The 21,643-nt window shown below is 74.7% G+C and carries 22 protein-coding genes; 9 read left to right on the top strand and 13 right to left on the bottom strand.

Features of this window, described 5'->3' with window-relative positions; genetic code table 11:
* The first annotated feature begins 32 nt into the window (after positions 1-32).
* Entirely contained in the window at positions 33-1,466 is a 1,434-nt protein-coding gene (locus CWIS_RS02545; RefSeq protein WP_048341669.1) for an NAD(P)/FAD-dependent oxidoreductase, read from the top strand.
* Positions 1,467-1,535: 69 nt separating this feature from the next.
* Here the strand turns inward: CWIS_RS02545 and CWIS_RS02540 are convergent, their stop codons facing one another.
* From CWIS_RS02540 to CWIS_RS02530, 3 genes are all read right to left on the bottom strand, one after another.
* Positions 1,536-2,537 carry a glycine betaine ABC transporter substrate-binding protein gene (locus tag CWIS_RS02540; protein WP_231583638.1) on the bottom strand — a complete coding sequence of 334 codons (1,002 nt, stop codon included), beginning with the start codon at positions 2,535-2,537 and terminating at the stop codon, positions 1,536-1,538.
* 110 nt (positions 2,538-2,647) lie between these two features.
* Complete coding sequence (locus tag CWIS_RS02535; protein ID WP_048341668.1) at positions 2,648-3,418, bottom strand: ABC transporter permease; 771 nt, start codon at positions 3,416-3,418, stop codon at positions 2,648-2,650.
* 37 nt (positions 3,419-3,455) lie between these two features.
* Positions 3,456-4,142 (bottom strand): ABC transporter permease subunit, encoded by a 687-nt coding sequence (locus CWIS_RS02530; protein WP_048341667.1) that lies wholly within the window; start codon positions 4,140-4,142, stop codon positions 3,456-3,458.
* Between the two features lie 124 nt (positions 4,143-4,266).
* Between CWIS_RS02530 and CWIS_RS02525 the strand changes: the two genes are divergently transcribed.
* Entirely contained in the window at positions 4,267-5,316 is a 1,050-nt protein-coding gene (locus CWIS_RS02525) for an ABC transporter ATP-binding protein (protein ID WP_053071506.1), read from the top strand.
* Positions 5,317-5,363: 47 nt separating this feature from the next.
* Here the strand turns inward: CWIS_RS02525 and CWIS_RS02520 are convergent, their stop codons facing one another.
* Positions 5,364-6,953, bottom strand: a complete 1,590-nt coding sequence (locus CWIS_RS02520) for an aspartate:alanine exchanger family transporter (protein ID WP_048341666.1) — start codon at positions 6,951-6,953, stop codon at positions 5,364-5,366.
* Between the two features lie 160 nt (positions 6,954-7,113).
* Here CWIS_RS02520 and CWIS_RS02515 point away from each other — a divergent pair, with 160 nt between their 5' ends.
* Entirely contained in the window at positions 7,114-8,013 is a 900-nt protein-coding gene (locus CWIS_RS02515) for an oxygenase MpaB family protein (RefSeq protein ID WP_048341665.1), read from the top strand.
* A gap of 6 nt (positions 8,014-8,019) precedes the next feature.
* Here CWIS_RS02515 and CWIS_RS02510 read toward each other — a convergent pair whose 3' ends face one another.
* Positions 8,020-8,925 (bottom strand): 3-methyladenine DNA glycosylase, encoded by a 906-nt coding sequence (locus CWIS_RS02510; protein WP_369796453.1) that lies wholly within the window; start codon positions 8,923-8,925, stop codon positions 8,020-8,022.
* A 162-nt stretch (positions 8,926-9,087) separates the two neighbouring features.
* Here CWIS_RS02510 and CWIS_RS02505 point away from each other — a divergent pair, with 162 nt between their 5' ends.
* Entirely contained in the window at positions 9,088-9,474 is a 387-nt protein-coding gene (locus tag CWIS_RS02505) for a DUF1304 domain-containing protein (RefSeq protein ID WP_048341663.1), read from the top strand.
* Positions 9,475-9,477: 3 nt separating this feature from the next.
* On the opposite strand, the gene CWIS_RS02500 is transcribed toward CWIS_RS02505, so the two are convergent.
* Positions 9,478-10,527: a heparan-alpha-glucosaminide N-acetyltransferase domain-containing protein gene (locus CWIS_RS02500; RefSeq protein WP_048341681.1), complete on the bottom strand. Its 1,050-nt coding sequence runs from the start codon at positions 10,525-10,527 to the stop codon at positions 9,478-9,480.
* 128 nt (positions 10,528-10,655) lie between these two features.
* On the opposite strand from CWIS_RS02500, the gene CWIS_RS02495 reads away from it, so the two are divergent.
* The 4 genes from CWIS_RS02495 to CWIS_RS02480 are packed head-to-tail and all read left to right on the top strand — an operon-like array spanning position 10,656 to position 14,628.
* Positions 10,656-11,471, top strand: a complete 816-nt coding sequence (locus CWIS_RS02495) for a methyltransferase domain-containing protein (RefSeq protein ID WP_141368578.1) — start codon at positions 10,656-10,658, stop codon at positions 11,469-11,471.
* Between the two features lie 60 nt (positions 11,472-11,531).
* Positions 11,532-12,317, top strand: coding sequence for a fumarylacetoacetate hydrolase family protein (locus CWIS_RS02490; RefSeq protein ID WP_048341661.1), 786 nt, complete (start codon positions 11,532-11,534; stop codon positions 12,315-12,317).
* A gap of 23 nt (positions 12,318-12,340) precedes the next feature.
* Positions 12,341-13,855: a glutamate--tRNA ligase gene (gene gltX, locus CWIS_RS02485; RefSeq protein WP_048341660.1), complete on the top strand. Its 1,515-nt coding sequence runs from the start codon at positions 12,341-12,343 to the stop codon at positions 13,853-13,855.
* The gene (locus CWIS_RS02480; protein ID WP_048341659.1) at positions 13,852-14,628 is read left to right on the top strand and encodes an HAD family hydrolase; all 777 of its coding nucleotides are present in this window, start codon (positions 13,852-13,854) and stop codon (positions 14,626-14,628) included. Before gltX ends, CWIS_RS02480 begins: the two co-directional genes overlap by 4 nt.
* Before the next feature lie 23 nt (positions 14,629-14,651).
* On the opposite strand, the gene CWIS_RS02475 is transcribed toward CWIS_RS02480, so the two are convergent.
* From CWIS_RS02475 to aroA, 6 genes are read right to left on the bottom strand one after another with little or no spacing between them, the layout of a single operon-like run.
* On the bottom strand, positions 14,652-15,377 hold the full coding sequence (locus tag CWIS_RS02475) for a hypothetical protein (RefSeq protein WP_048341658.1): 726 nt from the start codon (positions 15,375-15,377) through the stop codon (positions 14,652-14,654).
* Position 15,378: 1 nt separating this feature from the next.
* Complete coding sequence (locus CWIS_RS02470) at positions 15,379-16,014, bottom strand: helix-turn-helix domain-containing protein (RefSeq protein WP_048341657.1); 636 nt, start codon at positions 16,012-16,014, stop codon at positions 15,379-15,381.
* Positions 16,015-16,067: 53 nt separating this feature from the next.
* Positions 16,068-16,844: a class I SAM-dependent methyltransferase gene (locus CWIS_RS02465; protein ID WP_082156158.1), complete on the bottom strand. Its 777-nt coding sequence runs from the start codon at positions 16,842-16,844 to the stop codon at positions 16,068-16,070.
* Between the two features lie 5 nt (positions 16,845-16,849).
* Positions 16,850-17,650, bottom strand: a complete 801-nt coding sequence (locus CWIS_RS02460; protein ID WP_048341656.1) for an inositol monophosphatase family protein — start codon at positions 17,648-17,650, stop codon at positions 16,850-16,852.
* Positions 17,651-17,684: 34 nt separating this feature from the next.
* Complete coding sequence (rsgA, locus tag CWIS_RS02455) at positions 17,685-18,770, bottom strand: ribosome small subunit-dependent GTPase A (protein WP_048341655.1); 1,086 nt, start codon at positions 18,768-18,770, stop codon at positions 17,685-17,687.
* Positions 18,767-20,071, bottom strand: coding sequence for a 3-phosphoshikimate 1-carboxyvinyltransferase (aroA, locus tag CWIS_RS02450; RefSeq protein WP_048341654.1), 1,305 nt, complete (start codon positions 20,069-20,071; stop codon positions 18,767-18,769). Before aroA ends, rsgA begins: the two co-directional genes overlap by 4 nt.
* A 50-nt stretch (positions 20,072-20,121) precedes the next feature.
* Here aroA and CWIS_RS02445 point away from each other — a divergent pair, with 50 nt between their 5' ends.
* Complete coding sequence (locus CWIS_RS02445; RefSeq protein WP_048341653.1) at positions 20,122-20,979, top strand: hypothetical protein; 858 nt, start codon at positions 20,122-20,124, stop codon at positions 20,977-20,979.
* Between the two features lie 65 nt (positions 20,980-21,044).
* On the opposite strand, the gene CWIS_RS02440 is transcribed toward CWIS_RS02445, so the two are convergent.
* Positions 21,045-21,530, bottom strand: a complete 486-nt coding sequence (locus CWIS_RS02440; protein WP_048341652.1) for a DoxX family membrane protein — start codon at positions 21,528-21,530, stop codon at positions 21,045-21,047.
* Between the last annotated feature and the right edge of the window lie 113 nt (positions 21,531-21,643).

Genomic DNA, 21,643 nt, shown 5'->3' with positions numbered 1-21,643 from the left:
CGACCGGGGCCGGCGGGGACACGGGAGCACCCATGACGCAGGCGCAGCGGACGTTCGACGTGGTCGTGCTCGGCGGTGGTGCCGTCGGCGAGAACGCCGCGGACCGGGCCGCGCGGACCGGCCTCGAGGTCGCGCTCGTCGAGGGTGCCCTCGTGGGCGGCGAGTGCTCCTACTGGGCCTGCATGCCGTCCAAGGTGCTGCTGCGCCCGGGCGCCGTCCGTGACGCCGCGCGCCGCACGCCCGGCGTCGCCGACCCTGGCGACCTCGACGTCGCCGCCGTGCTCGCGCGGCGCGACGAGATCACGCACCACTGGGACGACGCGTCGCAGGCGGACTGGGTCGCGAGCGTCGGGATCACGCTGCTGCGCGGGCACGCGCGGTTCACCGGTCCGCGTGCGCTCGTCGTGGAGTCGGACGACGGCGCCGTCGAGGTGCGGGCGCGACATGCCGTGATCGTCGCGACGGGCTCCCAGCCGACGATCCCGACCGTCGAGGGGCTGGCCGACGCCCGCCCCTGGACGAGTCGAGACGCGACGTCCGCGCAGCACGTGCCCGCGCGGCTCGCGGTGCTCGGCGGGGGAGTCGTGGGGTGCGAGCTGGCCGACGCGTTCGCGAGCCTGGGCAGCGCGGTGACCCTCGTGGTGCGCGGCGACGGGCTGCTCGCCGGGGCGGAGCCGTTCGCGGGCGAGGCCGTCCTCGAGTCGCTGCGCGCCCGCGGCGTGCGGGTGCTCCTCGGGGCGCAGACGCGCCGGGTGCACCGCGACGGCGCCGGGGTGCACGTCACCCTCGACGACGAGGTCGTCACCGCCGACGAGCTGCTCGTCGCGACCGGGCGCCACCCCCGGACACGAGACCTGGGGCTCGAGACCCTCGGCCTCGAGCCGGGTGCGCCGCTCGACGTCGACGACGCGCTCGCGGTCGCGGGCCTGCCGTGGCTGTTCGCCGTCGGCGACGTGACCGGACGGACCGGCACGACGCACCAGGGCAAGTACGACGCGCGCGTCGCCGGCGACGTGGTCGCGGCACGGTTCGGGTCCGACGAGGCTGCGCGCACCGCGGAGGCCGCCGCCAGGCCGTGGAGCAGGTACCGGGCGAGCGCCGACCACGCCGCCGTGCCGCAGGTCGTGTTCACCCAGCCCGAGGTCGCGTGGGTGGGGCTCACCGAGCGGGCCGCACGCGAGGCCGGGCTCGACGTGCGCGTCGTCTCGTACGAGCTCGCCGACGTCGCGGGAGCCAGCGTCCTCTCACCGGACTACTCGGGGCGCGCGCAGCTCGTGCTCGACGCTGCGCGCGACGACGTCGTGGTCGGCGCGACGTTCGTCGGGCCGGACGCGGCCGAGATGCTGCACGCGGCCACGATCGCGGTGGTCGGCGAGCTGCCGCTCGCGCGGCTGTGGCACGCGGTGCCGTCCTACCCGACCCTGAGCGAGGTGTGGCTGCGGTTCGGCGAGGTCGCCGGCCTGTGACCGTCGGGGCCACCGGCCACTGACCGGCGGCCCCGACGTCTGTCCCGCGCCCCGGGGCGCGGTGTGCCGTCAGCCGAGCGAGCCGTCGCTCGACAGCACGAGCCCGATCGCGGCCTCGCCCTTGCGCACCGCCTCGCCGATGAGTGCGAAGTCGTACGCCGTGAAGTCGGTGAACACCAGGCCGTACTTCTCCTCGAGCCCCGGCTGGCAGAACGGCCGCTCGGGGCACTCCGCGGGCCCGGCGAGCGACAGGCCCCCCGCGCACGCCTCTGCGAGCTCGGACAGCGTCGTCACGCCGTGCTCGTCGGCGAATTCCTGGGTCACGGCGAACGCGTTCTGGTCCTGCGCGGCCGACGCCTTGCCGACCACCAGCCCACGCTCCTGCGCGAGGGGTTCGAGCGCCGCCACCGTCGCGTCGACGTCACCCGACGCGACGGGCGCGGCGTCCGGGCCGTTGACCGTCGAGTTGAGGAACTCGGCGAGCGTCGCCGCGTACTCGGGGACCACCGCGAGCTCGCCGGACTCGAGCGCCGGCAGGTACGTCTCGCGTGCACCGATCTCCCGGACCTGCGCGTCGTACCCGGCGCTGCGCAGCACCTCGGCGTAGATGTTGGCGAGCGTGCTGCTCTCGGAGAAGTTCGCGGCGCCGATCGCGAGCGAGGTCCCCGCGCCCGACTGCTCGGTCGCGGCCAGGCCCTCGTCCTTCACGAACTGCGCGGCGACCTCGCTCGAGGTCTGGCGGTCGATGTCGACGGCCTTGTTGAGCGCGATGAGGCGGTCGGTGTCGAGCGCGTCGGAGACGGCGTCGAGCAGCGGGACGACGCCCGGGTTCGCCTCGGCGACCGACGCGCTGACCGCGGGGATGACGTTGTCGGCGTTCTGCAGGGTCTTGTCGTCCTTGAGCACGACGAGCTGGTCACCGGGGACCGGTTCGCACGCCGCGCCCGTGGCCGCGCCCTGGCTGGTGGGATCCGCGACGCCGCCGCCCGAGCCCGGGTCTCCGCACGCGCCGAGCGCGAGCAGGGACGCGGCGAGGGACAGCACGGCGAGGCTCTTGCGGTTCGAGAACACGGTGACTCCAAGGCGGCCGGTGATCGGGACAGGCAGTGCGGACTCGGGAGCGGACTTGGGAACGGGCTCGGGAGGGGACTCGCCAGCGAACGGCGGCGAGCGTCGTGCGGTCATCGCGCAGTCCCATTCGAGCGGGGGCCGTCCGCGGCGGCAACCGCGGGCACGGGATCGGCGGCCGTGAGACCGCGGCGTGGTCGCTGCGCGGTGGCGCGACGCGTCGACTCGCGCACGCCGCGTGGCGTCACGGCACGCTGGGCGAGGGCCAGCGCACCCTCGGCGAGCAGGCACAGCGCCGCGACGAGCAGACCGCCCGCGAGCACCTGCCCGTAGCGCTGCGTCGCGAAGCCCGAGACGACCACCGACCCGAGACTGCGGCCGCCCACGAGCGCCGCGAGCGGGACCGTCGCGAGCACCTGCACCACGGCCGTGCGGACCCCTGCCGCGACGAGCGGCACGGCGAGCGGGAGCTCGACGAGCCACAGCCGGCGCGAGCCGCCCATCCCGAGCCCCCGTGCCGCGTCGAGCACGTCGCGGTCGACGCCCGCGAGCCCGGTGACCGTGTTCGTCAGGAGCGGCGGGACCGCGAACACCGCGCACGCGAGCACGGTCGCCGTGCTGCCGAACAGGCCCGCCGAGGCGAACAGCGTGAGCAGCGCGAGCGTGGGCAGAGCGCGGGTCGTGTTCGCGACGACGACCCCGAGCGTGCCGCCGCGACGCGCGTGCCCCAGCGCGACGCCCGCGGGCAGCGCCACGAGTGCCGCGAGCAGCACGGCCAGCACCGTGACCCGCAGGTGCTCGGCGGTGAGCGCGAGCACGCCGTTGCGGCCCGTCCAGTTGAGCGGGTCGTTGAGCCACGCGAAGGCCTCGGTCAGCAGGTCCACGAGAGCCTCCCGGCGCGTGGCTCTCCGGTGCGCGGGCTCATACCGCGACCGCCTGACCGTCGCGCGCGGCGCGCCACGGCGTCAGCAGCCGCCCGACGAGCACGACGAGCAGGTCCGCGACCAGCGCGAGCAGCACGCACAGCACCGTCGCCGTCATGATCTCGGCGTGATAGTCGCTGCGGAAGCCGCGGAACATGAGCTGGCCGAGCCCGCCGTAGCCCACGACCACCCCGACCGTCACGAGCGCGACCGTCGTGACCGTGGCGACCCGCACGCCCGCGACGATGCTCGGCAGCGCCTGGGGCAGCTCGACCTGCAGCAGCATGCGCACGCGCCCGTACCCCAGCCCGCGTGCCGCGTCGGTCACGGCCGGGTCGACGCCGGCGAGACCCACGAGGACGTTGCGCACGAGCACGAGGAGCGCGTACAGCACCAGGCCGATGAGCACGGTCGTCCGCCCGATGCCCGTGTACGGCGCGAGCAGCGCGAACAGCGCCAGCGAGGGCACCGTGTAGAGCACCCCGGCGGTCCCGACGACGGGGCCCGCGAGCCGCGGCCGCAGGTGCGCGACCCCTGCGAGCGGCAGGGCGACGACGAGCGCGAGCAGGACCGCCTGCACCGTGAGCGACACGTGCTGCACGAGGGCGCGCTCGATGTCGGCCCAGTTGCGCTCGACGTAGTCCCACGACAGCCACGGGTTGGCGGGCGCACTGGTCGTGGACATGGCAGCGAACGTAGACCGAGGCTCCGACACCCGCCCGACGAGCGGTCGACCGGCCGGGCAACAGGTGCCCACAGGTGCGGGAACGAGGCCGGGCGCCGGCCGGGGCCGGGGCGGGGGCTCGCGGATGTCGGTGCGCGCCGTTACGGTCCCTGGCGTGGACGACGAGTGGGCGATCCGGTTCGAGCACGCCGCCAAGACGTATGCCGCGGGCTCGTCGTCCCGCCGCGACGCGCCGGCCGCGGTCGACGACCTGACCCTCGACGTGCGCACGGGCGAGGTGCTGGTGCTCGTGGGTCCGTCGGGGTGCGGCAAGTCCACCACGCTGCGCATGGTCAACCGGCTCGTCGAGCCCACCGCCGGACGCGTGCTCGTCGAGGGGCGTGACGTCGCGACGCTCGACGTGGTCGAGCTGCGGCGCCGCATCGGGTACGTCATCCAGAACGTCGGGCTCTTCCCGCACCGCACGGTCGCCCAGAACGTCGCGACCGTGCCGCGCCTGCTCGGGTGGGACCGCACGCGCACCCGCGCGCGCGTCGCCGAGCTGCTCGAGCTCGTCGGGCTCGCGCCGGACCGCTACGCGCGGCGCTACCCCCACGCCCTGTCGGGCGGCGAGCGTCAGCGCGTCGGCGTGGCCCGCGCGCTGGCGACCGACCCGCCGGTCCTTCTCATGGACGAGCCGTTCGGTGCGGTGGACCCCGTGGGCCGCCGCCGGCTGCAGGACGAGTTCGCGCGCATCCAGCGTGAGCTCGGCACCACGGTCATGCTCGTGACGCACGACATCGACGAGGCGGTGCGGATGGCCGACCGGGTCGCGGTGATGAGCCTCGGCGGCCACGTCGAGCAGCTCGCGGCACCGCTCGAGATCGTCGCCCACCCCGCGACGCCGGCGGTGGCCGATCTCGTCGGCCGCGGTCGTGTCGCGCGCCTGCTGGCCCTCGGCCGTCTGTCGCCCGACGACGTCGACGCGCACGGCACGGCAGCCCCGGACGCACCGGTGGTCCACGTCGGCGACGAGCTCGGCGAGGTCCTCGACACGCTGGCGAGCGACGGCGTCACCGCGGTGGCGGTGCACCACGACGGGGCCCTCGTCGGGACCGTCACCTCGACCGCAGTCCTGGCCGCCCTGCGCAGGCTGGTCGCTGCGCCCGCCCCGGCGGACGTCCCGGGCCGATGACCCTCAGCCGTGGCCGACGACGCGATCGCCGTCGTGCGGCCTGAGGCTCACAGGCCGCCCAGGACGCGACCCACGATGATCTTGGTGATCATCGCCGCGGGGTAGACGAGGGCGTACCCGAGCGCCACCCGGGCGTCGTAGCGGGTCCGTGCGTTCGCGAACGCCAGGACCGCAGGCTGTGTCTGTGCGCCGCCCATGATCCCGGACAGCCGCGTGCCGCCGATCTTGAACAGCCGCCGCATGACGAGGTACAGGCCCGCCGAGACGAAGGTCGTGACGACGACGCCGAGCACGAGGATCCGCAACCAGTCGCCCGAGGTGAACGCCGCCCCGATCTGCGCCCCGGCCCGGGAGCCTGCCTGCGCGAGGAAGATCAGCAGGCCCAGCTCGGCCATGGCCTGCGCCGCGGTGTACGGCATCACGGTCACGACCGGGCCGATGCGGCCGATCCGGCCGAGCACCAGGCCGACGAGCAGGGTGCCGAAGGCCGACCCGATCTTGAACACGCCGCCCGAGACGGGCAGCTCGATCGCGCCGAGCAGGATCCCGATCGACATCCCGATGCCGAGCACGACCGGCACGATGTCGGACATGCCGCGCGAGGAGTCGCCGAACCACGACGAGACCTCGGACATGCGCTCGCGCGGCGCGATCACGCGGACGCGGTCGCCGAGCTGCAGCTGGAAGTCGTCGGTGGCCACCATGTCGATGTCGCCGCGCCGGACGCGTGAGACCGTCGCACCGAAGCGGTGGACGAGGTCGATCTCGGCGACCGTGCGGCCCGCCACGCGCTCGGACGAGACGGTGATGCGCCGCACGTCGAGGTACACCCGGTCCGCCTCGAGGCGGTGCGAGGACGCGTGGCCGAGCTCGCGCGTGACGGCGTCGATGTCCTCGGTGGGCCCGACGACGGTCACCAGGTCGTCGAGCAGCAGGAGGTCGGTGGCGTCCGCCGGCTGGATCGGTGAGGTCTCGCCGTGGCGCACGCGGGAGAACTTGATGCGGTCGCCGTGCTGCTCCTCGAGGTCCTCGATGCGCGGCCGGCCGTCGACCTCGACGCGCACCGTCCGGCTCGTGAGCGTCGGCGGGGCGTCCGCGTCCTGCTCGCGGTGCCGCAGCGCGGCGGACACCGCCACGAGCATGCCGACGACGCCGAACAGGTACGTCACGGCGTAGCCGATCGTCGGACCCGTGGCGTCACCGGCGGCGTCGCGCGCGGCGGCGAGCGCGGGCGTGTTGGTCACGGCCCCCGCCCACGAGCCGGCGACCACGGCCTTCTCCAGCCCGAGCAGGCTGCCCGTCGCGACCGCCACGGCCGCGCTGGCGACCAGCACCCCCGCGACCGCGAGGATCGGCCCGAAGCTGCGCCGCAGCGAGGAGAAGAACGTCGCCCCCGACACGAGCCCGACGCAGAACGTGAACAGCGCCAGCCCGAGCGTCCCCGTGGCCTCGGGGATCTCCAGGTCCGCCCCGTACGACGCGCCCCAGGCGGACAGCCCGATCGAGAGCAGCAGCACGGCCGCTGCGCCCAGGCCGACGCCTCGTACCTTGAAGTGGCCGATCGCCGACCCGAGACCGATGACGACGAAGAGCAGCAGGACGGGCTGCTGCGCGAGGAACTCGAAGACCTGTGACATGGCGTGCTCCGGGTGTGCTAGCGCCACGCTGTGGCGACGTTGCCGACCTCATTGAAGCCCGCGACCGACCCGGTCGAGTGGTCCCTAAGGCCTGGGTCCGCAACCGGCGTGCTCACGCGTCGGGTGAGCGAGAGTCGTCGTGACGCCGCAGGATGGGACCGTGATCCTGGAACCCTGGCGACGTCGCGTCGGCACCGCGCTGTTCCTGCGCGTGGCCGGTCCCGACGGTCTCGAGAGCCGCGAGCGCATCCACGGCACGCCCGGCCCCCGCTGGTTCGCGCCGGACGCCGCGATCCGGCGCGTGCACGGCGACGCCTCGATGTTCGTCGGCGGCCTGCGCGCGCTGCTCCTGCAGTCGCTGCACCCCGCCGCGATGGCGGGCGTCGCGGGCCACTCCGGGTACCGCGGCGACCCGTGGGGTCGGCTCGCGCGGACCAGCACGTTCCTGGCCGTCACGGCGTTCGGCACCGCCGACGACGCGCAGGCGGCCGTGGACCGCGTGCGCGCGGTGCACGCGCGCGTCCGGGGCCGCACTCCCGACGGTCAGCCGTACCGCGCCGACGACCCGGACCTCCTGCGCTGGGTCCACGTCGCCGAGGTCGACTCGTTCCTGCGCGCCCACCAGCGCTTCGGCCGACGACCGCTCGACCCCGCGGGCGCCGACGCCTACGTGCGCGACGCCGCGGTGGTCGGTCGTGCGCTCGGGGCCGGCGACCTGCCCGAGACCGTGGCCGACCTCGCCGTGGCGCTCGACGCGTTCCGACCGGTGCTCGCGGCCGGCGACCAGGCGCGCGACACCGCGCACTTCCTGCTGCACGAGCCGCCCGTGCCGCCCGCCATGCGGGCCGGCTACGCCCTGCTCAGCCGCGCGGCGGTTGCGACGCTGCCGCGGTGGGCGGTCGAGGAGCTGGACCTGCGGTCAGGCGGCCCGGTGCGCACGCGTGCCGCCCTGGCCGGCGGGCAGGTCGTGACCCGCACCATCCGCTTCGTCCTCGGCCCCGACGACGCGCGCCGCATCACCCAGGACCGAGGCGCCGCCCACGAGCCCTCCCGCGGCTGACCAGGTTCACGCGCCCGTGGACACCCGGGAGCACGCGTCGAGCAGCCGCGCGCGCAGACCGTTCGAGCGGGCCGCGAAGTCCCGCTGTCGCCGCACGTACTCCGTCTTGCCGTCGGACGTCTCGATCGTGACGGGCTCCAGACCGTACGCGGACACGTCGTAGGGCGACGCCTGCATGTCGGTCGTGCGGATCTCGCGGGCGAGCGCGAAGCAGTCGAGGAGCAGGTCACCCGGTACCAGCGGGCCGAGCTTGAGCGCCCACTTGTAGAGGTCCATGTTCGCGTGCAGGCAGCCGGGCTGCTCGAGCGCGGGTTGGGTCTCACGGGTCGGCTGGAGCGTGTTGAGCGGGCCGGCCTCGGGTGTGAAGAAGCGGAACGCGTCGACGTGCGTGCAGCGGATCCGGTGCGCCTCGACCACGGCGTCGGTGCCCGCGCCGCCGAGTCGCAGCGGCAACGGGTGGCGGTGCTCGTCCTCGCGGTAGACCATCGCCCACTCGTGCAGCCCGAAGCAGCCCGTGGCGGCCGGTCGTGCCGCGGTCGCGCCCAGCAGGCCGACGACGTAGCCGACGGTGCCGGCGCGCTCGGCGAGGAACGCCGCGACGTCGAGCCGGACGCTGCCGTCGTCGTCCGTGGTGTACCAGCGCCACTGCGCGTGGGGCGCGGGGCCGTCGGGTCCGGTGGCGAGCACCACCCCGGGACCCGGGTGCCACCGGCGCAGGATCGACGGCTTCGTCGGGTAGTACTCGAACAGGAAGTCCTCGATCGCGTGCCGCTCGCCGCGCGCACGGCGCTCGCGGTGACCCGCGGTGAACTCGTCCGCGCGCTCGGCGTGCGCGCGGGCAGCGGCCTCCCAGGCGTCATGCGTGAGCACGACGGACCCGCGAGCGGGTGCTTCCTGGGCGTGGGCGGTCACCGTTCCAGGGTACGGAGCGCGCGCGGTGCCGTGCGCACGCGACGACGTGACGGCCCGCAGGACGAGGGCAGCACGACGAGCGGTAGGCCGAGTGCCAGCACGAGTGCCAGGACGACGAGCGTGGGCGCGACGCCGGGTGTGCCGCGCTGTCATGCTGGCGTCATGGTCGTCGTCGCCGCTGTTCTCGCCCTGCTCGCCGCCGCGCTGCACGTCGTGATCTTCGTGCTCGAGGCGGTGCTCTTCCGGCGCCCGGACGTGCACGCCCGGTTCGCGACCCAGCCGCAGGACGTGGACGCGGTCGCCCCGTGGGCGTTCAACCAGGGCTTCTACAACCTCTTCCTCGCGATCGGCGCGGCGGTCGGCGCGCTGCTCGCGCTCGGCGAGGACACGCGCACGGTCGGGCTGGCGCTGGTGCTGCTCGCGTGCGGGTCGATGCTCGCGGCGGCACTCGTGCTCGTGTCGTCGGACCGCCGGATGCTGCGGGCCGCGGCGAACCAGGGGACCATCCCGCTGTTCGCGGTGATCGCCGCGGTCGTCGCGCTCGTCTGAGCCTCAGCGCGTGCCCGCGTCGGCGGGTTCGCGGGGGACCACGCGCTCGGCGACGGCGGTCGAGACGCCGTGCAGCAGGCGTTCGAGCGGCCCGCGGCCGAGCCACGTGCGCCACGCCCAGCACGCCAGGACCGTCCCGGCCACGAACGCGAGCCACGACGTGAGCAGCGGCTGCCACACGATCTCGGGCCCGACCGCAGCGACGACGACGATCTGCACGGTGTAGGCGGTGAAGGCGAGCGCGCCGACGGCCGCGACGGGCGCGAGCGCGCGTGGCGCACGGACCGCCACCGCCAGGCACGCCGCCACGACGAGCAGCGCGACGCCCGTGTTGCCGACGACCTCGAACGTCGTCGACGAGTGCGGACGTGTCGAGGCGAGTGCCGCGTCGTCGCCGAGCAGCAGGCTCACGAGGTGGCCCGCGCCGTACCCGCCGACGGTGAGCGCGGTGCCCACGAGAGCCGTGCGTCGCTGCACCGCACCGGACGCGAGGTCCTGCCGGCCGAGCGCGAGCCCGGCGAGCAGGTAAGCGATCCACACGAGCGCGGGGTAGTGCGGCCCGACGACCAGCGCGGCGAGCTCGTCACCGAAGCCGTCGACGACGGTCCCGGGTGCCGCGAGCCCGATCGCCTCGCGCGCCGGCGGTCCGACCACCGCGAACGCCACCGCTGCGACCACGAGCGCGCGCGTCGACCACCGCAGCACGACGCACCCGGCGAGGAACAGCACCGCGTAGGTCGGCAGGATCACGAGGATCGGGGTGTCCAGGGACTCGAGCACCAGGCCGACGAGCAGCACGACGACCGCGCGTGCGGCCACGCGGACGCGGGCCCGGCGCAGGTCGCGGCCGCCGAGCGGCACGCGCCCGCCGGACATGAGCGCGAGCGAGAGCCCGGCGAGCACGACGAACAGGGCCGACGAGCGTCCGTCGGCGAGCTCGAGGAGGCGGTCGGCGGGAGAGGTGCGTCCGGGGTCGTCGGGGCCGACGTGCGCGGTGACCATGCCGAGCACGGCGAGCCCGCGCGCGACGTCGATCCCCGTGAGCCGCTCCACGCCCCGACGGTACGGCCGCGACGGTCGGGCGGAGTCGGACCGGCCCACGACCGACCCGTCGTCTCGCATGATGGGCCGGTGTGTCCCGTGCCTTGATCATGCCCGGGGTGCCGCGCCTATTGTCACGTGTGAGCACCAGCAACGACGTGTACGTGCACGGACACCACGAGTCCGTGCTGCGCTCCCACCGGTGGCGCACCGCGGAGAACTCCGCGGCCTACCTGCTGTCCACGCTCGAGCCCGGCGCGCGGCTGCTCGACGTCGGCTGCGGCCCCGGCAACCTCACGATCGACCTCGCGCAGCGCGTCGCGCCGGGCGCGGTCGTCGGGATCGACGCGTCGTCGGCGGTCGTCGAGATCGCGCGCAAGGCTGCGGCCGAGGCGGGTGCGCTCACCGTGACGTTCGAGGTGGCGGACGCCTACCACCTGCCGTTCGACGACGACGCGTTCGACGTCGTCCACGCGCACCAGGTGCTCCAGCACCTCACCGACCCGGTCGCCGCGCTGCGCGAGATGCGCCGCGTCACGCGTCCCGGCGGCACCGTCGCCGTGCGCGACTCCGACTACTCCGGCATGACGTGGTTCCCGGCCTCGGCAGGGCTCGACGAGTGGTCGGCGCTCTACCACGAGGTCACGCACGCGAACGGCTCCGAGGCCGACGCGGGCCGACGCCTGCTCAGCTGGGTGCGCGACGCGGGCTTCGACCCCGAGGGCATCGCGCCGAGCGCGGGCGTGTGGTGCTACGCGACGCCCGAGGACCGCACGTGGTGGTCGGGCCTGTGGGCGGACCGGTGCGTCGCGTCGAACTTCGCCAAGCAGGCCATCGAGCACGGGCTGGCCGACGAGGTCGGCCTCGAGCAGCTCGCCGACGCGTGGCACGAGTGGGGCCGTCAGCCCGAGGGCTGGTTCGCCGTGCTGCACGGCGAGGTGCTCGCTCGGGCCTGACGCGCCAGGCGTGAATCACCCGCGTGAGGCGCGGTCGCGTCTCGCCCGTAGGCTGAGCGGGTGCGCATCGCGAGGTTCACCACTGGTTCCGATCCCCGTTTCGCCCTGATCGAGGGCGAGCCCGGCTCCGAGGAGCTGGTCGTCATCACGGGTGACCCGATCTACACGCCCGTGCAGCCCACGGGTGAGCGGGTCCGGCTCGACGACGACGCGGTCCGCCTGCTCGCCCCCGTGATCCCGCGCTCGAAGATCGTGGGTGTCGGCCGCAACTACGCCGACCACGCCACGGAGATGGGCAACGAGGTCCCCGCCCAGCCGATGCTGTTCCTCAAGCCGAACACCGCGATCATCGGCCCCGACGACCCGATCGTCCTGCCCGACTGGTCCGACGAGGTCTCCTACGAGGCCGAGCTCGCGATCGTCATCGGCAAGGTCACCAAGGACGTCACGCCCGACCGCGCGCTCGACCACGTGTTCGGGTTCACGGTCGCCAACGACGTGACCGCGCGCGACATCCAGCGCTCGGACTCGCAGTGGGCCCGCGCGAAGGGCTTCGACGGCTCGTGCCCGATCGGGCCGTGGATCGTCCCCGGCCTCGAGGTCGACGACCTGGCGGTCCGCTCGCGCGTCAACGGCGAGACCCGCCAGGACAGCCGCACGTCCCTGATGGTGTTCGACGCCGCGTTCCTCGTCTCCTACATCAGCGAGGTCTTCACGCTCCTGCCGGGCGACGTCATCCTCACCGGCACGCCCGCCGGCGTGGGGACGATCGTGGAGCGGGACGTCGTGGAGTGCGAGGTCGAGGAGATCGGCACGCTGCGCAACCCCGTGCTGCGCCGCCACTGATCGCGCCCGACTAACCTGGGGGCGTGACCAACCCTGTTGTCGACGGCTCCGCCGTGCGCGTCCGCTTCTGCCCGTCCCCGACCGGTCTGCCGCACGTCGGCATGGTCCGCACGGCGTTGTTCAACTGGGCGTACGCGCGCCACGTGGGCGGCACGTTCGTCTTCCGCATCGAGGACACGGACGCCGCGCGCGACTCCGAGGAGAGCTACCAGATGCTCCTCGACGCGCTGCGCTGGCTCGGGCTGGACTGGGACGAGGGCGTCGAGGTCGGCGGCCCGCACGCGCCGTACCGGCAGTCGCAGCGCTACGACCTGTACCGCGACGTCGTCGCGCGCCTGCTCGACGGCGGCTACGCGTACGAGTCGTGGTCCACGCCCGAGGAGATCGAGGCCCGGCACCGCGCCGCGGGCCGCGACCCGAAGCTGGGCTACGACGGCTACGACCGCGACCTGACGGACGACCAGAAGCTGGCCTACCGCGAGCAGGGTCGCGAGCCGGTCATCCGCGTCCGGATGCCCGACGAGGACATCACGTTCACGGACCTCGTGCGCGGCGACGTGACGTTCAAGGCGGGCTCGGTGCCGGACTTCGTCATCGTGCGCGCCAACGGTCACCCGCTGTACACGCTGGTCAACCCGGTCGACGACGCGCTCATGGGCATCACGCACGTGCTGCGCGGCGAGGACCTGCTGTCCTCGACCCCGCGTCAGGTCGCGCTGTACCGCGCGCTGCTCGACCTGGGCGTCGCCACGGTCATGCCCCAGTTCGGGCACCTGCCGTACGTCATGGGCGACGGCAACAAGAAGCTCTCGAAGCGCGACCCCGAGTCGAACCTGTTCCTGCACCGCGAGAACGGCTTCACGCCCGAGGGCCTGCTCAACTACCTGTCGCTGCTGGGCTGGGGCCTGTCGGCGGACCGCGACATCTTCACGGTCGACGAGCTCGTCGCGGCGTTCGACGTGCACGACGTCAACCCGAACCCCGCGCGGTTCGACCTCAAGAAGGCCGAGGCGATCAACGGCGCGCACGTGCGCATGCTCGCGCCGCAGGACTTCCGCGACCGGCTGGTCCCGTACCTGCACCACGCGGGCCTCGTGCCGGCCGACTCGTTCGCGGACCTGTCGCCCGAGCAGCGCGACCTGCTCACCCGGGCCGCGCCGCTCGTGCAGGAGCGCATGACGCTGCTGGGCGAGGCCGTCGGGATGCTCGGCTTCCTGTTCCGCTCCGACGACGAGCTGCACGTCGAGGACGACGCGCGGGCCGCGCTGCGTCCCGAGGCCCCGCAGGTGCTCGACGTGGCCGCCCAGGTGCTCGGCGACGTGCCCGAGGACGGCTTCACGCCCGAGGCCACGCAGGCGGCGCTGCAGGCTGCGCTCGTCGACGAGGGTGGCCTGGGGATCAAGGCACGCTTCGCGTACACGCCGCTGCGCGTGGCCGTCTCGGGCCGCCGGGTGTCCCCGCCGCTGTTCGAGTCGTTCGAGCTGCTGGGCAAGGCGTCCACCCTGGCGCGGATCGCCGCGCTGCGCGCGTCGCTGTGACGCCCACCAGCAGCACGACGACGAGCACGCGCGGCCTGCTGGTCGACGGCGTCCTGTTCGACATCGACGACACGATCGTCGACACGCGCACGGCGTTCGCGGCCGCTCTGGCGGGTGTCGTCGCGGCCTACCTCCCGGCGCTGCCCGACGACGAGGCCGCCGCCCGGCTGCGCGAGGTCGTCGCGATGTGGCGCGCCGACCCGCACGCGCGCTACCACCGGTACACGTCTGGGCAGGACACCTACCTGCACCAGAAGATGCTGCGCGCGAACGACCTGCACGCGGCGTTCGGCGGCCCACCGCTGGACGAGGACGCGTTCACGGCCTGGAACGCGGTGTTCGACGAGGGCTTCCGCGCCTCCTGGGCGGCGCACCACGAGACCGATCCCGTGCTCGAGCGGCTGCTCGGCGCGGGGCTCGCGGTCGGTGCGCTGTCGAATGCGGGGACGCCGCTGCAGACCGCCAAGCTCGAGAAGGCCGGGCTCCTGGAGCGCGTGCCCATGCTCGTGGGCGTCGACACGCTGGGCGTCGGCAAGCCGGACCCCCGCGTGTTCCTCGAGGCGTGCCGCCGGCTCGGGACCGACCCGGCGCGCACCGCGTACGTCGGCGACGAGGCGGACGTCGACGCGCTCGCGGCGCGCGACGCCGGCCTCGTGGGCGTCTGGCTCGACCGGCCCGGCGCGCGTCGCCGCCCGGTCGACGAGTCGACCGTGACGGGCGTCCACGTGATCCGCTCGCTCGACGAGCTGCCGGGCGTGCTCGGGCTCGACTGACCGACGGGCTCGCCAGCGCGCGTTCAGCCGCCGTAGGTCCGGGTGAGCAGGTCCGTCCAGGCGGCCGCGGTCTCGTCGGACGACGAGGGTGCGTCGGCGAAGTCGTGCACCGCGACGCCGACGACGTGCCCGAACGCGTTCCGGCCGAACACGCGCACGAGCGCGTCCTCGGTCCGCAGCCCGAGGAAGTGCGGGTGCACGTAGTCCACGACGGCGCTCGTCGGGCCGCCCGGCAGCGTGACGGTGACCTCGTCGCCCACCACGGCGTCGGTGGGGACGCCGAGCGTGACGCGCAGGACGTCGAGCGCGTCGGGTGCGCCGCCCGGGCCGCCGACGGGCGCCTCGACGTGCGTCCACACCGCGTCGCGTCCGCGGAAGTGCGCGAGGTACTCCTGCAGCGTGTGCAGGTAGAACGCGGTGTGCTGCGTGACGCCGTCGTACTGGTCGTCCCAGCTGTCGACGAACATCCCGCTGTGCACCCACCGCAGGGTCGAGCCGCCGTCCTCGCGCGCGGTCACCTGCGCCTCGAGCCGGTTGTACCAGCCGTTCTCGCCGGTCTCGTAGCCGACCCAGCGGTGCGGCGGGTCCCACTCGACGATCGCGCCGCCGGCGCCTGCCGCGCCGGCCGCGTCGGCGGTGAGCTCGGGCTGCGGCCACAGCCAGCCGGCGCTCCCCGTGGTGATCGCGGCCCAGGTCTCGGCCTGGCTCGCGTCGGTGGTGGCCTCCTGGGCGATCTCGAACTCGCGCATGTCAGGACTCCTTCGTGGCGGTGAGGGCGGTGTCGTCCTGCGGGACGGCGGTGTCGGTGGGCTTGAGCACGGGGTGCAGCGCGACGACGAGCCGGTGATCGCGGCCACCGGTGGCGTCGGGGGAGTCGTAGCGGGCCATCAGGTCCGTCAGGGCGGTGCCGAGCTCGTCGGCGAACGCGGCGCGGTCGGCGGCGGACGCGAACCGCACCGTGCCGTCCACCGCGAACGTGGCCAGGCGCTGTCCCGCGGACTGCGCACCGGTCAGAAGCGTTCCCACCTCGTGCACGAGGCGCGCGCCGAGCGCGAGCATCCACTGAGCGGAGAGCTGGTCGCGGAGCCGCTCGGGGTCGGGGGCGACCGCGGGGAGGGCTCCGGGGGAGATGACGTAGGACGCGGCGCTGGCCTCCAGCACGCGCTCGGTCATGTTGCCCTTGCGGCGCTCGTCGACGAGCGTGGCGAGGCCGTGGGCCTCGAGTGTCCGCAGGTGGTAGTTGACCTGCTGCCGGGTCAGACCGAGCCCGGCCGCGAGCGTGGTCGCCGAGCCCGGAGTGGCGAGCGCGGCGAGCAGGCGTGCCCGGGTGGGGTCGAGTGCGACCTCCGCGACGGCGGGGTCGTCGATGACGGCGACGGAGAGCATGCGAGCAGCGTCGCACCGACAACAGTCACTGTCAAGAAAAGCAGTGTTGTCGGTCAGTCCTGCTCCCGCGTGGCGCGCCAGCACCTCGTGACGTACGGGAGCTCGGCGGACGAGCGGCCGACGAGGTCGGGATGCGTGCGCCACAGCGCGTCGACCTCGGCGAGCAGGCAGTCGCGGTCGGGAGGAGACATCGCGATCAGGTGGCTGCGGCTCGAGGCGAGCCGGCGCAGCTCGTCGGGCCGGATCGTGCGGCGCCAGCCGAACGTCGCGCGCTCCCACGGCCCCAGCCCGGGGCCCACCACGGGGTCCTCGGTGCGCGAGTAGTCGAGCGGGTCCCCGCGGTGCACGATCTCGAAGTACGCGTCGGCCCAGTCGAGCTCGCCTTCGAGCAGGACGTTCCACACCACGGCGAGCCGTCCGCCCGGGCGCAGGACGCGCGTGACCTCGCGCGTCGCGGGCAGCGGGTCGAACCAGTGCCACGCCTGGCCGACCGTCACGAGGTCCGCCGACGCGTCCGGCAGCCCGGTCGCCTCGGCCGTGCCCGCGACCGCGGTGACCTCGGGGAGCGCGGCGGCCAGGGCCGCGCGCATCGTGTCGTCGGGCTCGACCGCGGTGATCCTCAGGTCGCCCGTGGCCGCGAGGCCCGCGGTGAGCTTGCCCGTGCCCGCACCGAGGTCGACGACGTCGCGCGCGTGCTCGGGCACCAGCCAGGCCACCGCCTCGGCCGGGTACGTCGGGCGCGCCGAGGCGTAGGCGTCGACGCTGCGGCCGAAGGACGACGAGCGCGTCAGGTGCAGCTCGCTGCGCCAGTCCTTGCCCCGGTCGTCCACGCCGCTCAGTCGTCCGCCAGGTCGAGTCGCGCGACCACCTCGTCGTGCAGCAGGCCGTTCGTCGCCATACCGGACCCGCCGAACGGGCCGGGCGCGCCGCCCACCGACGAGAACCGCCCACCGGCCTCGGTGACGATCGGGACCAGCGCCGCCATGTCGTGCAGCGCGAGCTCGGGCTCCGCGGCGATGTCCACCGCCCCCTCGGCGACCAGCACGTACGACCAGAAGTCGCCGAACGCGCGCGTCCGCCAGACCGTGCGCATCAGGTCGAGCACGTGGGGGAGCCGCCCGCGCTCCTCCCAGCCGTCCAGGCTCGAGTACGAGAACGACGCGTCGGCGATCCGGTCGACCTTCGACACGTGCATCTGCGTGGCCTGCGACAGCGAGCGGCCGGTCCACGCGCCCGACCCCTGTGCGGCCCACCAGCGACGGCCCAGGGCGGGGGCGCTGACGAGCCCGACCACGACCTGGTCGCCGTCGAGCAGCGCGATGAGCGTGGCCCACACGGGCACGCCGCGCACGAAGTTCTTGGTCCCGTCGATCGGGTCGACCACCCAGCGCCGCGGACCGTGCCCCGTGTCGGGCATCTCCTCGCCGTGCACCGCGTCCCGCGGTCGCGTGCGGGACAGCTGCGAGCGGATCAGCGCCTCGGCCGCACGGTCCGCGTCCGAGACGGGCGTCAGGTCGGGCTTGGTCTCGATCTCGAGGTCCTGCGCCTTGAAACGCGACATGGTCAGCGAGTCGACCTGGTCGGCGATCACGTGGGCGAGGCGCAGGTCGTCGTCGTACCCGGTCCGCAGGCTCATGCGCTCACCGTAGTGGGCGCGTCGACGGCGCCGGTCACGACGCGGGCGCGGAGTCGGCGTCGGCGGTGCCCAGGCGGCTCGCGAGCAGGCGGCGGAACGAGTCGACGCGCGCGGCCCGCGCGTCGCGCTCGGTGTCGTCCGCGCTCGCGGCGACCCATTCGTCGAGCCCGCAGTCGGGCGCGTCCGCGGCGTGCGTGCAGCCGCGCGGGCACGTGTCCGCCGCGACCTGCGCGAGCTCGCCGAACGCCTGCAGCAGGTGGTCCGGTTCGACGTGGGCCAGCCCGAACGACCGGACGCCGGGAGTGTCGATGACCCACGTCGGCCCCGCGTCGCCGTCGAGCGCGTCGACCCGCAGCGCGATCGCGGACGTCGAAGTGTGCCGGCCGCGTCCGGTGACGACGTTGACGGCCCCCGTCGCGCGGCGTGCGTCAGGGACCAGCGCGTTGACGAGCGTGGACTTGCCCACCCCGGAGTGCCCGACGAGCACCGACGTGCGGCCGGCGAGCGCGGCGTGCAGCTCGTCGAGGCCGTGGATCGTGCGGTCGTCGCCCGAGCCCTCGGTGCGCGTCACGACCACGCGCACGCCGATCGGCGCGTACATCTGCACGAGCTCCGCGGGGTCGGCGAGGTCCGCCTTGGTGAGCGCGAGCAGCGCGTCCATGCCCGCGTCGTACGCCGCGGCGACGCAGCGGTCGATCATGCGCGTGCGCGGCTCGGGGTCGGCGAGCGCGGTGACGATCACGAGCTGGTCGGCGTTCGCGACGATCACGCGCTCGATCGGGTCGGTGTCGTCCGCGGTGCGGCGCAGCACGGTCCGGCGCTCGGCGATGCGCACGATCCGCGTCAGCGTCCCCTCGTCGCCCGACGTGTCGCCCACGAGGTCGACGAGGTCGCCCGGCACGACCCGTTCGCGGCCCAGCTCACGCGCCTTCATGGCGATCGCGCGGCGCTCGTGCGGGCCGTCCGGGTCGACGAGGACCGCGTACCGGCCGCGGTCGACGCCCGTGACCATCGCCCGCTCGGCGTCCGCGTGGTCGGGGCGCTGCTTGGTCCGCGGCCGTGACCCCTTCCCGGGCCTGATCCGGACGTCGGACTCGTCGTACTGCCGCCGAGGACTCACCGCTGCGCGTCGCCCGCCAGCATGCCGTCCCACAGGCCGACGAAGTCGGGGATGGTCTTGGCGGTCGTCGCGACGTCCTCGACCACGACGCCCGGGACGCGCAGGCCGATCAGCGCGCCCGCGGTCGCCATGCGGTGGTCGGCGTACGTGCGCCACGTCCCGCCGGTGAGCGGCCGAGGCGTGATCACCAGGCCGTCGGCGGTCTGCTCGGCCTGACCGCCCAGGCGCGTGATCTCGTTCGCGAGAGCGGCGAGGCGGTCGGTCTCGTGGCCGCGCAGGTGCGCGATGCCGCGCAGTCGCGTGGGGGAGTCCGCGAGCACCGCGAGGGCGGCGATCGTCGGGGCGATCTCGCCCGCCGCGTGCAGGTCGAGGTCCACGCCGCGGATGGCGCCGGTCCCGGTCACCGCGAGCTCGTCGCCGACGAGCGCGGTGCGCGCGCCCATGCGCTCGAGGATGCCCGGCAGGAGCGCGCCGGGCTGCGTGGTGTCCGCCGGCCACCCCGGCACGCGGACGGTGCCGCCCGCGACGAGCGCGGCGCACAGGAACGGCGCGGCGTTCGACAGGTCGGGCTCGACGCGCACGTCGCGGCCCGCGACCCGGCCCGGCGCGACCTCCCAGATCGCCGGACGCGAGTCGTCGACCTGCACGCCCGCGGCGCGCAGCGTCTCGACGGTCATCTCGATGTGCGGCAGTGAGGGGAGCGTCGGGCCGGTGTGCCGCACCACGAGGCCCTGCTCGAACCGGGCCGCCGCGAGCAGCAGCCCCGAGACGAACTGGCTCGAGCCGGACGCGTCGACGTCGACCCGGCCGCCGCGCACCGAGCCGTGGCCGTGCACGGTGAACGGCAGGTGCCCGGGCACGCCGTCCTCGTCGACCCGGACGCCGAGGGCTTGCAGCGCGCGGATGACCGGACCCATGGGGCGCACGAGCGCCTCCGGGTCGCCCGTGAAGTGCACCGGGCCGTCGGCGAGCGCCGCGACGGCGGGCAGGAACCGCATCACGGTGCCGGCCAGGCCGCAGTCGATCGTCACGTGCCCACGCAGCGCACCGGGCTCGACCGTCACGTCCTGACCGAGCGCGACGCCCACGCCGAGCGTCTCGAGCGCGCCCGCCATGAGGCGCGTGTCGCGCGACAGCAGTGCCGAGCGCAACCGGCTCGGGGAGTCCGCGATCGCCGCGATCACGAGGTAGCGGTTGGTGAGCGACTTCGACCCCGGGACCTCCACGCGCGTGTCGAGCGGCGCGGTCGCGGTGGGTGCGGGCCACAGCGGGTGTGCGGTCGGGGGGAGAGTCGCGGTCATGTCGCCCAGGCTAGCGACGGCGGGTGCCCGCGACCGTCTAGGCTCACGCCGTGAACACGCAGAATCCGGACATCCTGCCCCTCGGCTCCCTGCCCCGACCCGCCTCGGACGACGACCTCGCGGCACGCCTGCGCACCGCGCTGCTGACGAACGGCGGCGTGGACGCCGCGTCCGCCGGCGCGCTCTCGGTCGCCGCGACCCAGGCCGGCGCCGACATCCCGTCGCTCGCCGTGGACCTCACCGGCGTGGAGCTCTCGCCGCGCGAGGCGCGTGCGGCGCGCACCGCCGCCGAGGGCTTCGAGGCCGCGCGGCGCGAGCGCGGCACCATCGGCTCGCTGACCGTCCAGGCGCACCCCGTGACGGTCGTCGGCGCCGGGGTCGACCTCCAGCTCGACGTCTCGGGCGTCTCGTTCGAGTGGGTCGAGGGCGCGGACGGGCGCCTCGGGCTCGCGGCGGTCGAGCCCGACGAGGCGCACCCCGTGACGGGCTCGGCCCGTGTCGCCGTGCCCGTGCAGGCGATCGAGGCGGCCGCCGAGCGCGTCGCGGCCCAGCTCGCGGCCGCGAACGGGCTCAAGCTGTCGCGGCTCGACCTGCGGCTGTCGCCCGCGGGCGCCAACGGCGTCGCGGTGGTCGTCGACGCGCAGGTCAAGAAGTCGCTGCTGTCGGCCACGGTCGAGGCGGGCATGACGGCGACGGTCGACGACGCGCTGGGTGTGACCCTCACCGACGTCAAGGTGTCGAGCCGCAACCCGGTGGTCGCCGCCCTCCTGGTGGCCGCGCGCAGCCGGGTCGAGCGGTACGACGGCCGCCGCATCGACCTGGTCTCGGCCCTGCCCGCCGGGATCCGGCTCGCCGACGTGCGGGTCACGGTCGGCGACGAGGTGGTGCTGACCGCCCGCGCGCAGTGAGGACCCGGTGAGACGAGCCGCCCTCGCCGGGAGGTGAGGGCGGCTCACCGGAGCCCTCCGGCGGCTCAGTCGTCGGAGGCGTGCGCCGCGGTGCGGCGCTCGTGCGCGTCGGCGAGCCGCCACCGCAGGCCCGGCCGTCCCTCGTGGTCGACGCCGACGAGGACCGCGCCCGCGGTGAACGCGAGCGCCCGGACGAGCCGCTCGCGGCGCTCCGCCTTCTCGACGGGGTCGACCGGGCGCGGCCCACGTGCCGGCAGGTTGACCAGCACCAGGGGTGCCGTGAGCCCCGCCAGGGCCAGCGCGGCCGTGCGCGGAGCGCGCCCGACCGCGAGCATCGTCGCCGCGAGCAGCATCGCCGCGCCGTGCGCCCGCACGGCGCCGGTCAGCTGCGTGTCCGTCAGCGCGATGCGTGCGTTCGGCGCTGCGCCCTCGACGCGGTCGAGAACGGCGCGTGCGGCGACCACGTGCGACCCGGGGTGACGCAGCGCGTCGAGGCCTTCCGAGGCGAACCACGTGGCGAACACAGGACGGGCGAGGCGACGCAGCAGCACGGCGATCCCTTCGGACGAGGACGGCCCAGCCGGACGCGGACCGTCGACGGACGAGAGCCACGCTACTGCGCGCGGGAATCGGACGCCGTTCGTGCGCGTTGACGACCAGCATG

It is taken from the genome of Cellulomonas sp. A375-1 (assembly GCF_001040865.1).
Lineage (GTDB): Bacteria > Actinomycetota > Actinomycetes > Actinomycetales > Cellulomonadaceae > Cellulomonas > Cellulomonas gelida.
Note: the sequence above shows the minus strand (reverse complement) of the source record. Positions and strands in the feature narration are given on the sequence as shown.